The organism is Mesorhizobium sp. M7A.F.Ca.CA.004.04.2.1, from assembly GCF_004022825.1.
Lineage (GTDB): Bacteria > Pseudomonadota > Alphaproteobacteria > Rhizobiales > Rhizobiaceae > Mesorhizobium.
The window spans coordinates 1-10,365 of the sequence record NZ_RZPH01000095.1; the positions used below are offsets into that span (position 1 = coordinate 1).

Genomic DNA, 10,365 nt, shown 5'->3' on the forward strand with positions numbered 1-10,365 from the left:
CATGGATACCGCGCGCGAACAAGGTCTCGTAGGGCATGTTGTTGATGAGGTTGGTCTCGACATTGAAGACGCAGCGCAGCGCCTTCATCCGGTCGAGCGTTTCGGGCGATATGGGCGGCTGGCCGATGATGTAGCGCGCCTCGGCCAGCACGTCGGCCGGCAGTTTCGCGACGCCGTCAGCGGTCGTCTCGACAATGCGATAGTGCGCCTTGAGCCGCGCCAGCTGCCGGGCTGTGAAGATCAGCTCCAGCGTGCGTGGTTCCGGCGCACTGATAACCAGCGGCAAGGCGCTGTTGGACATGACTATTCCCTCTGTTCCGATGGCCAAAATACCCTGGATGAAACGATTTACAACATCGCGCGGGGAGGCGAGTAGAGCGGGATTGGCGCTGGGATGAGGTGTCCTGTTGGAGCCGATATGTGCCGGCAATGCAACAGTGAAGAATCGTTTGACTACGATGGCGAGGAGACGACGTAAGAACCAGTAATGACGCAATTGACACGGGGCAGGGAATTGGTTCTGCTGGCGCCGTACCAATTTGGAGGGCACTTTACAGTGAAGAAATACGAGAAACCAACCTTGCAGAAGCGCGACAGGCTTTCGGGCGTCACGGCCCAGACTACCCCATCGGCACCTCCGTCGACGGCAACCTGAGCGGTTGGCGTCTGACGCATTCGCCTTATAAGGCAATCAATATTGGCAATCGATAGGGCGCGACTGGTCGCGCCCTATTGCATATTGGCCATGGGCACCCGCCGCTGTCCCAAATGCCGGACCTTGCGGCCGATGATCATCAGCCGGCGCGCGGTGTTGTTGCGCAAGCGCCTTGCGCGCCATTCCAGTCCGGTGCCGGCGGTGATCGACTTGGCATAGTAACTCACCCGCATGCCATCCTCATCGGCAGCCACCTTGACCGGGTCGTCATAGAAGGCGTTGATCTTGTCAGCCGCCATGCCTGGTGTTTCGAGCCATTGCGGAATGTGAACCGAATGGAGCTGATCGACGTCGGTCATCACCCGGCCGATGCCGACGCCCGGTGTTGGACACGTGGTACAGAAAGCATCGCCGATGAAGATGACCCCGTCGCGGCGATGGCCTTGCGTGGTGCTCAGGCTGATCTGCCTGACCTCGACAGGACTTGCGACTTCGAAGTTGCCGCATCGCGCCGCTATTTCGGGCATCAGCTCGCAGAGCATCTTTTGCGGTTCCTGGCGAAACGCCCGCGTCCACGGCTCGGCCACTTGCCGATAGCCGAACATGTTCGCCCGCATCTTGTCGCCGAGGGGAAAGATGCTGATGTAGGCGATACGGTCGGCAGCCCGCCTGCTGTAGCAGGTGACGGACTGATGACCGAAATCACGCGGGGAGATGGCGAGGTCGAATCCCATCGACAGTGAATGCGCCTTCGATTGCTCGATACGCTCGACGCCGACGGCGCGCCGCACCGCCTCGCCGTGGCCGGTTGCAACCACCAGCAGGCGGGCATCGATGACGGCGCCGTCGGCCAGCACAAGCCGCTGCCGGTCCGGTCCAGTCGAGACCTCGGTCACCTTGCCGACCGTCAGCGGTACTTGCGCAGGCAAGGCGTCGCGCAGGCCATTGATCAACGCGCCATAGGAGAATGTGAATTCAGCCTTCTTCTCATGCGCGAAGAACTGGCCGAGGCGGAAGATATGCGTGTCGGTCGTCGAGGTGACGAGGCTCTTGAGTGTCGCATCGAGGCCGAGCTTTTCGAACAGAAGCATCTGATCCATGCCGATCTTCTCGGCCCGGAATTCCTCGTGGTGGACGCGGTGCGGATCAATCAGCGCCACCTTGCGCCCGGCTTGTCCCAACAGCATTGCCAAGGTGGTGCCGGCCATTCCGGCGCCGACGATCGCCACATCGACTTGGGCCGGGCCAGCCTCTGAGATACTCATTTTGCTGCCCTTTCTGGTGGCAACTGCACGTTTCACAATCTCCGGTAGAAAATATCTTCCGGAGCTAAATCAACCGCAAGCAACCGGAGCGCGTGCCTGGTAGTAACCAATGTTTAGGTTAATCGCGGGTCCGCTGCTTCCAGCGCGGTGCGATCGCCGAGCCATCGATGAACTCAAAGCCGCCAGCCTCGTTGAGCGTGTGAAGTTTACGCCCGCTCCATAGCGCACCTGGATTTAAGATGGTTTCAACGACCTGCTCCATGCCGATCAAATCAAGGTGAGAAATGCGTGCGATGCCAAGCGCCGCGCCATAGCTCCTGCGGCAGTCCTGCACCGGGCGCAGCAGGTCGTTGCCGCGCCTGACCATGCGGCCGGCCGGCCGCGCCGAGGCAATGTCGATCAGCACGGGATTTTTGGGATGCGGCGTCCAGGGGCCGCGAAAATTCGGCGCCGACCATAGGTGCAGCGCGTCGGAGAAGGCGCCGCCACCGTCGCGGACGGTGGCGAACAGCCACCAGGCGCCGCCATGCTCGACAAGCGTGGCGTCGCTGGCCACGACACCGGACAGAAGCGTCGCCTCCTTGACCCATCCACCGGGGAAGGCGGTGGCCCGGTAGAGATCGACGGTGCCGTTGGCGCAGCTTTCCGGCACCATCCAGACCTCGCCGTCGCGCTCGAAGACGAAGGGGTAGGAGAGATGGTAGGGCAGATCCAGCACCGGTTCAGGTCGTCCGAGCGGGCCTGCCGGGCCGAAGGGCACGGCGGAGATGATGGCTTTGCCGAGCCGGTGGATATAGTCCTCGACGAACAGGGTCAGCTGGCCCTGGTAGAGGATGGGAAACGGATCGGCGTAGAAGCGGCTGCCATCGTCCGGCAGCTCTTGCCAACCCGACGCCGGATGGGCACGCAGGTCGAACAGATCGGAGCCCCCGGTTTGCCGCCAGCCGACCTTCCAATGCGGCGCGTTGTAGCAAAGGTGATAGATCTTCTGGACGATCCGCCGCGCCAGCGCCTTGCCGGCTCTGACCCCAAGCTTGCCGGCCGAGGGCATTGGCGGCGGGCTGCCTGCCTGCGCCGGCTCTGGCAGATCGGGCACCGACTTTGCCGCGCCTGACATGGCAGCGACGATCAGGCTTGCTGTGCGCGCCAGCATATCCTGGAAGGACGCCAGCGCGATGCCGCCATATTCTGTGCCCAGACGCCCGGCCGCGATCGCAACGCCGTTCTCCTCGATGCGGGCAAGTGGCGTGCGGCCGGCGAGGATCGAGGCCAGCAAGGCCGCTTCGCCGCTGGCGCCGTCATAGGTGACGTGCCAGACGCGTGTGCTTTCCAGCCTGACATCGCCGCAGAGGTCGATGACCAGGTCGGGCGAAGCGGGGGACTGCCGATAGGGCGCGAGCGCCGAAAGCGGCACACGCTTGGCCAGTCCATCATGGGCCAGTCCATCATGGGGCAGTCCGTGGATCGCCGTTTCGAGTTGAAACAGGGCTGCGGCGCTGCGCGGAATGCCGCCGCCCGCCGGCCTGACATCGACGGACAGTTCGTCGCCGAGCGCGGCAAGGCGCTCCAGCAGCGTGAGATGAAAGGCGCGGACGCAGTCGCCGTCCAGGCGTAGACTTATCTGCATGGTGGAGGCCCGAAAACGCGGTGCCCGGCCTTGCCGGCCAGGCCGGTCCGGTCAAATTGTAACCCCATCTGCATCCGTCTCCGCTCGCCGCGTAACCAACACCCCGATATGTATATTTTTAAGCAAACCGCGTGCCAAAATTCACGTCACCTCTCAACATAATTAACAATGTTTTAACAGTTGGAGGAATAGCTAGGTTAGCGCCGCAACTGACCTTGCCGGCATATGGAGTATTGTCGGAGGCAGCCATGCAATCATCCCTGCCCATGGTTCCTCAGCAACACTCTCCGGATGCGGCACGCGCGGGATCATACGCAGCTTCGACTGTCGAACTGGGCGACCTGAAGCGCATCCTGGTGCGCCGCCGGTTCTGGATCTTCGGCACTGTCGCACTGCTGACGCTGGTCGCCCTTCTCTACGGTCTTTTCACGCCCGCGCTCTACAGCTCGGCGGCGGAAATCCTCATCGATCCGCAGGACCTGCAGGTGGTCACCAACGACGTCAATCCCAGCCGTATCTCACCCGATGGCGGCATCACGCAGGTCGAGAGCCAGGTCAGCGTGGTCCAGTCGACAGGCGTGCTGATGCGGGCGATCGCGGCGACAAACCTGACGCAGGATCCGGAATTCAACGGGCAGGGCTTGCTGTCGCGCCTGCTCGGTTCGGCATCGGCCGAAGGCGACAGGTCGGTGCAGACACTCGACGCGCTGCGCCGGCGCCTGGCGGTGAAGCGGGCCGACAAGGTCCTGGTCCTCGACGTCATCGTCACCGCCAAGAGCGCCGACAAGGCCGCCCTCCTGGCCAACGCCATCGCGCAGGCCTACCTGGTCGATCAGGCGAGCGCGCGCGCGAAAATGGCCAGGGACGCCTCCGAGTCGATCACCGCCCGGCTGGACGAGCAGCGCAAACGCGTCCAGCAGGCCGAGAATGCCGTCGAGGCCTATAAGTCCGCCAACAACATGGTGATGGCGGCAGGGAACCTGGTCAGCGACCAGGAACTGACCGAGATCAACACGCAGCTTGCGGCGGCGCAGAGCCGCACCGCGGCGCTGAAGGCGCAGGTCGACCAGATGCGCCGGCAGAGCGGCACGGCGGACGCAACCTCGGAGGCGATGCGTTCGGCGGTGATCTCGAGCCTGCGGGCACAGGAGGCGACGCTGGTCGACCAGGTCTCGCAGCTCGGCACGGAGCTGGGGCCGCGTCATCCTTCGCTGATCGCAGCCCAGCAGCAGCTGCGCGACACGCGCCAGCTGATCGCGCGCGAGCTCGGCCGCATCGCCACCGCCACCGAGACGGACTACGAACGGGCGCTGGCCAACCAGCAGGCGCTGGAAGCCAAGGTCGCCGGCATGAAGAGCAAGTCGCTCGACACCGACCAGGCCTCGGTGCGGCTGCGCGAATTGCAGCGCGATCTCGAGGCGCTGCGTTCCGTCTACTCGAACTATCTCCAGCGCGCCCAGGAGACGCGCGAGCAGATCAATGTCGACAGCACCAATGCGCGCATCATCTCCAATGCCATGCCCGCCTTGAAGAAAAGCTGGCCGCCTTTGCCGCTGCTGTTGCTGGGCGCGATATTCGGCGGCCTCGGGCTCGGCACCGGTCTGGCGCTGATCGCCGAATATTCCTCGCCGACGGTGCTTTCCAGCGCGCAGATGCAGTCGGCCATCGACGCGCCGGTGCTGGGCGTGGTGCCGGCAAATTCAGGCACTGGGTGGCGCTGGTGGCCTTTCGGCGCAAGTTCGGCCGCCGCCTCCAGCCAGAAGACCGACGCCGTTGTCGGCCTTGCGCTGAGGCGCATGTTCAGTTCGGGCCAGCGTCCGGCGGACTGGCCGCTGGTGCCTTCCATCCTGGTGACATCGTCGCCGGGCGAGGGCGCGCAGCGCAGCCGGGTGGCGCGGCTGCTGGCCAATGCCGCGGCGTCCAGGGGCAGCCGGGTGCTGTTCATCGATGCCAATGCCGGCGGCGGCGACCAGAAGGATCCGCAGCCGGGGATCCTCGATGTGCTGCGCGGCGAGTACGCCTTTGAGGCCGTCAGCCATTACGCCGCCGGCAGCAACGTTGCCGTGCTGGGCAGGGGCCGCTCAAAGGCGGTTTTCCAGGAAGCGCATGGCATCTATTTTGCGCAGCAGATGCTGGCCCGGGCCAGCCGGAGCTTCGAACTCGTCGTCATCGACGGCGGCGCGCTGGCCGACAATCTCAATGCCTCGCCGCTGGTCGCCATGGCCGACGAGATCGTACTCGTCGCCACGCTGAACGCCACCCCGATGCGCGACGTCACGACGACCGCGCAGGCGGTTTCCGTCATGGGGCGGTTGCCGACGGCCGCCTTGCTGGTCGACGAGGCCGCCTGATATGGCTGCCAGTTGGAGCGCAAGCGCTTCGAACCATGGTGCTGCCGCACCCCGCGCCGGCACGTCGCTCGATGCGCTGACGCGCTTCGGACTGATCGCGGCGGTAGCGGTGCTGTTCGGCATCTCGGGCGGCATGCTGTGGCTGGTCGGCTACAATTATGATGGCCTGTTCGGCAACCCGGCGACCAAGATCCACCCGTCCACCTATCTCATCGTCCTCTTGTTTGCCTGGCGCTCCTGTGCGTCAGGCAATCCGGTCGGCTATATCGTCCATCTCGCCGACAGGCGGCCGGCCAGCGCGCTGATGGCCGCCATATCGATCGTGCTTTTGTTCGTCGTCATCGCCAGGCAGCGGCCCGGCATGGCTGGCATGATCGATACGTTCGTGGCCGCGGCACTTCTGGTGCTGATGCTCAGCGAGGACGACGAACGGACATTCGCCGGGCTGCAGACCGTCGTTCACGTTGTCATGACGGCGAATGCGCTGCTTGCCCTTTTCGAGTTCGCCACCAAGACGCTTATCTTCCCCTATCGCCTCGACGGCGTGGCGTTTACCACCGATCTGCGCTCGAGCGCGCTGCAGGGACATCCGCTCGCCAATGCCATGGTGACGTCGATCTACGTGCTTGCGCTGCTCTCCGGTGCCAGATCCCTGTCGACGCCTGTGCGGATAGGATTGATCGGCCTGCAATGCGCGGCACTTGTCGCGTTCGGCGGCCGTTCGGCGATGGTGATGACGATTGTGCTGGGCGGTTGCTATCTGCTTTCCAAGGGCATCAGCAAATTGCGCCGGGGACGCGTCAATCTCTTGGGTGCGGCACTCGGCTTCATGCTTGCCGCGCTGCTGCCGGTCGTCATCATCGTGGCGGCATATTATGGCTTTTTCGATGCGCTGCTGGAGCGCTTCGTGTCGGACAGCGGCAGCGCCAATGCCCGCGTCGAGATGTTCGAGCTCTTCAAGCACCTGGAATTACGCGATCTGATCGTGGGGCCGGATGTCGACCTGATTGACAGCCTGCGCCGCATCAACGGTCTCGAACAGGGCATCGAGAACCCGATTATCCGCACCGTCCTCTATCAGGGCGCCTTCTTCACCCTTTTGCTGACGTTCGGCTTCGTGCTGTTCCTGTTCGAGGTGGCGCGCCGCTGCCATCCCGGCATCTGGCTGCCGATGCTGGGCTGGGTCATTCTGATCAACACCTCGGAAAGCGTCGCGTCGAAGACGACGCTGCTGACCAAGTTCGTGGTGCTGGCGCTGGTGCTTTACCGGCCGACGCGGGCAGCGTTCAGGCCCGTCAGTCCGCCGGCATGGTCAGGCCAAGCGCCGCGATGATATCGGGGTCCAGTGCCCGGGTGGTGTCGTCCATCATGCCCATGCCATCGAAGAGATCCCACAGTGCCCAAGCGAAGCCGAGTTCCTCGGCGCTCCGTCTGACATCGGCGATGTAGCGCGCGCGATCCGGATTGGGGGCGGCGACATAGCGGGCGTCGGTGCGCAGCGCGCCGAACTCGCCCATGATGATGCGTTCCGGCGCAAGGCCGTGGCCGTCGGCCCAGTCGCGAACCTGGCGAAGATATTTGTCGACAAACCAGCGGTCGGGCCGGGCGTCGAAATAGACTTTCAGCACACGCTCGGTATCGGCATAGGCTGCCTGCTTGGCGTCTTCAGGGATTTCGGTGTCCTGCGCCATGCGCGCCCTGACCGATGCCAGCGTCTGTTCCAGCGAGCCGGCAGATGCCGGCCACGGCACATTGTTGAGCGACCGGTAGACGGGCTCGCGCATCCAGGGTGCCCCCTGATGGCTGAACAGATAGGGCTCATAGAAGTGGAAGGTGAACAGGATCGGCTCGAACGGGGACAGCGGTGCCGGATCGAGCGCTGTCAGTCCGCTCACCATCGAGCCGCAGCCGCCGGTGACGACCAGCGGCAGGGTCGCGGCCGATGCTCTTGCCGCCGTCAGAAGTGAAAGCTGGATCTGCGACCAGACGTTCGACGCGCAGGCCTGCGCCGGCTCGTTGACCGGCTCGAGCGCCACCCTGCCGGGCTGGAACCGCGCCAGCCTGCCGGCAAGCTCGCCGACCAGCCCGCGGTAGAGATCGAACGCGGGTGCGGCGGTGCTGGAGACCATGCGGTCGGGGTTCCAGTAATGGGTGGCTGCATTGGCCTGGATGTTGACGATGATGCCGAGATCGGCGTGGAGGGTGGCCGTGACAGCGGCATCCAGCATGTCCAGCAACCGGCTGCGCGTGGTGGCGTCGGCGGCCAGGAAAGGGCCGGGATCAACAGGCAGTCGGATGAAATCGAGCCCGGTCTCGCGCAGCCGACGCAGGTCGTCCGGGGTCGGCACCGGCCGTTGCGACTGGAAGGGCGGCCAGTCATAGTCGGTGCGCGGAGCGGGAAATTCGCGCGTCAGCGAGAACCAGGGCCAGGCGTTGACGCCGCGCCGAAATCGCGGCCCGGCGGCTGCGCGAGCGATTGGTGCGACCGGGAGCGAGCCGAGAGCCGCCGCGGTGGACAGCGCCGTCCGCAGCACCCGCCGGCGCGACCAGCCTGTCATACGGTTCCTGGCGATGCATGATCCATCGCGGTGGTCTTGGCGGCGGTCATGCCGAGCAAATGATAGGCCTCATTTTCATAGGCGAGCAGGACATCGTCCCAGCGAAAGGCTTCCTGAGCGCGCGCCCTGGCGGCAACGCCGCAGGCCTTGACCAAGGCGTCATTGTCCAGCGCCTGCTGCATCCGCTTGGCGCAACTGTCCTTGTCGGTGAAGTAGATCGCCGCAGCTCCGGCGGTCCATCTGTTGTAGGGATTGTCGTGGGCGATCACCATGTTGCCGGCCGCCAGCGCCTCGACCAGCGACGGGTTGGTGCCGCCGACCGTGTGGCCATGCAGATAGGAGCGGGCGTGGTATCTGAGCGCCTTGACCGTCGCCTGGTCGTAGATGGCGCCCGGCAGGACCACCGAGCCATTCGCCGCCTTGCGGATGGCGGCATGATAGGGGATGTCGTCGGACAGCGTTCCCAGCACTACCAGCTTCATGTCGCGCTTGGCGGAGCAAAAAGCTTCGACGATTGGCAGGATGTTGTTGTCGGGTTCGATGCGCGCGATCGAGATGAGATAGCGCCCGGGCTCGAGGCCGAGCGCCCGGACCGGCGCCTCGGGCGCCGATGTCACCGGATCGGCGCCATAGGCGATGGTGGCGATGGCGCTGCGCGGCCGGCGCGTCGCCAGGTGATCTGCGATGGCGGGATGATCGGCGACCAGCCGATGCGAGGCCCATGCGCCGATCCATTCGTTGAGCCAGAACCAGGTTCGCGCCGCCATTCCCCATTTTGGGCGGCGCCACTCGATGCCGTCCATGTTGGTGAAGATCTTGCGTCGCTTCAGCCTGAGCCAGGTCAGGAAGACCGCGCCATTGTAGCCGAGCACCAGGCAAACGCCCGGTCGCCGGGCGGCGTCGCGGGCGCATTGCCAGTCGAATTCCAGCGTCGCGCGCGGTCCCTTGGAGGCAACCTGGATGTGAATGAGCTCGATGCCGCGCCAGGTTTCGCTGCGCACCCTCTGGTCGATCCGCTCGACCTCATCCTGGCAATAGACGCCGACTTTCCAACCGCGCCCGACAAGAAACAGCGCCAGTTTTTCGGCAAAGGTTTCAAAGCCGCCATGGGCCGCGGGTATGCCGCGGGTCCCCAGGATCAGAATGGCGGGCGTTTCTGGTTTCATGGCCGGCGGCACTTTCACATGTCTCATACATTAGATATTGCTTAATTTATAATGAGCAGATGGCAACTTCCGTGCCACCTCCCGATTTCGGTATCCTGCGAGGGATCATCGCGCGGGGTTGTAAAAAAACGGTGTTGAAGCCGATGGTTGTTTCATTCTCGGTCAACCCTTCTGTGCGTAGCTGTATCGAAACGAAGCAATGCCTGGGGCGTACGGCCGGCAGTCGGGCGTATCGAACCAGGCATGATTCTTGCGGACGGGCTTCTGCCACAATCGCCCAGCGCGATGGTTGTAGCACCCGGCGGGATATAAAGATGCGGATTGCCTGCGTTCATCAGGGTTATGAACTCTATGGTTCTGACCGCAGCTTTGCGGAGAGCGTTGCCGCGCTGCGCGCCGCGTTTCCGTCGGCCGACATCGAAGTGGTTTTGCCACGTAGCGGGCCGATCGTGCGGATTCTGGAAGCGCATGCCAGCCGGATCGTATTCGAACCGCTGTGGGTGCTGAGGCGCCAGGCCATTGCGCGCCTTGCGACCGTCGAGATGGCGCGATTGCCAATTGCCGTGTTCAGGGCGTGGCGGCGGCTCAAGGATTGCGACCTCGTCTATGTCAACACCTCGATCGTGGCCGACTACGCGCTGGCCGCACGCCTTCTTCCCCAAAAGGCCGTCCTGCACATCCACGAAATCCCCGAAGGCGCCATGCGCAGGATACTCGTCGGCCTGATGCGCTGGAGCCATGCC

At 64.2% G+C, this 10,365-nt stretch carries 6 protein-coding genes and 2 pseudogenes; 3 read left to right on the forward strand and 5 right to left on the reverse strand.

Annotated features, from left to right (window positions below; translation table 11 throughout):
• The 3 genes and pseudogenes from EN893_RS06875 to EN893_RS06885 all read right to left on the reverse strand — a co-directional run.
• Window positions 1-301, reverse strand: a pseudogene (locus EN893_RS06875) (hydroxyacid dehydrogenase); the annotation flags it as partial.
• Between the two features lie 428 nt (window positions 302-729).
• Window positions 730-1,920, reverse strand: coding sequence for an NAD(P)/FAD-dependent oxidoreductase (locus EN893_RS06880; protein WP_127272563.1), 1,191 nt, complete (start codon window positions 1,918-1,920; stop codon window positions 730-732).
• A 118-nt stretch (window positions 1,921-2,038) separates the two neighbouring features.
• Entirely contained in the window at window positions 2,039-3,547 is a 1,509-nt protein-coding gene (locus EN893_RS06885; protein ID WP_127270228.1) for a formyl transferase, read from the reverse strand.
• Between the two features lie 248 nt (window positions 3,548-3,795).
• Between EN893_RS06885 and EN893_RS06890 the strand changes: the two genes are divergently transcribed.
• Together EN893_RS06890 and EN893_RS06895 are read left to right on the forward strand one after the other, a co-directional pair.
• Complete coding sequence (locus tag EN893_RS06890) at window positions 3,796-5,898, forward strand: exopolysaccharide transport family protein (RefSeq protein ID WP_127272564.1); 2,103 nt, start codon at window positions 3,796-3,798, stop codon at window positions 5,896-5,898.
• A gap of 1 nt (window position 5,899) precedes the next feature.
• Complete coding sequence (locus tag EN893_RS06895) at window positions 5,900-7,231, forward strand: VpsF family polysaccharide biosynthesis protein (RefSeq protein ID WP_127272565.1); 1,332 nt, start codon at window positions 5,900-5,902, stop codon at window positions 7,229-7,231.
• On the opposite strand, the gene EN893_RS06900 is transcribed toward EN893_RS06895, so the two are convergent.
• Both EN893_RS06900 and EN893_RS06905 read right to left on the reverse strand, forming a co-directional pair.
• Window positions 7,194-8,456 carry a cellulase family glycosylhydrolase gene (locus EN893_RS06900; protein ID WP_127270842.1) on the reverse strand — a complete coding sequence of 421 codons (1,263 nt, stop codon included), beginning with the start codon at window positions 8,454-8,456 and terminating at the stop codon, window positions 7,194-7,196. The two genes, EN893_RS06895 and EN893_RS06900, sit on opposite strands and share 38 nt — an antisense overlap.
• On the reverse strand, window positions 8,453-9,622 hold the full coding sequence (locus EN893_RS06905; protein WP_164749030.1) for a DUF1972 domain-containing protein: 1,170 nt from the start codon (window positions 9,620-9,622) through the stop codon (window positions 8,453-8,455). The genes EN893_RS06900 and EN893_RS06905 overlap by 4 nt, the downstream gene beginning before the upstream one ends.
• A 59-nt stretch (window positions 9,623-9,681) precedes the next feature.
• Between EN893_RS06905 and EN893_RS39045 the strand changes: the two are divergent.
• Window positions 9,682-10,365, forward strand: a pseudogene (locus tag EN893_RS39045) (hypothetical protein); the annotation flags it as partial.

Coding starts and splice junctions, on each gene's coding strand:
- EN893_RS06900 (WP_127270842.1), bottom strand. CDS start 8,456: ATGACAGGCTGGTCGCGCCGGCGGGTGCTGCGGACGGCGCTGTCCACC.
- EN893_RS06880 (WP_127272563.1), bottom strand. CDS start 1,920: ATGAGTATCTCAGAGGCTGGCCCGGCCCAAGTCGATGTGGCGATCGTC.
- EN893_RS06890 (WP_127272564.1), top strand. CDS start 3,796: ATGCAATCATCCCTGCCCATGGTTCCTCAGCAACACTCTCCGGATGCG.
- EN893_RS06905 (WP_164749030.1), bottom strand. CDS start 9,622: ATGAAACCAGAAACGCCCGCCATTCTGATCCTGGGGACCCGCGGCATA.
- EN893_RS06885 (WP_127270228.1), bottom strand. CDS start 3,547: ATGCAGATAAGTCTACGCCTGGACGGCGACTGCGTCCGCGCCTTTCAT.
- EN893_RS06895 (WP_127272565.1), top strand. CDS start 5,900: ATGGCTGCCAGTTGGAGCGCAAGCGCTTCGAACCATGGTGCTGCCGCA.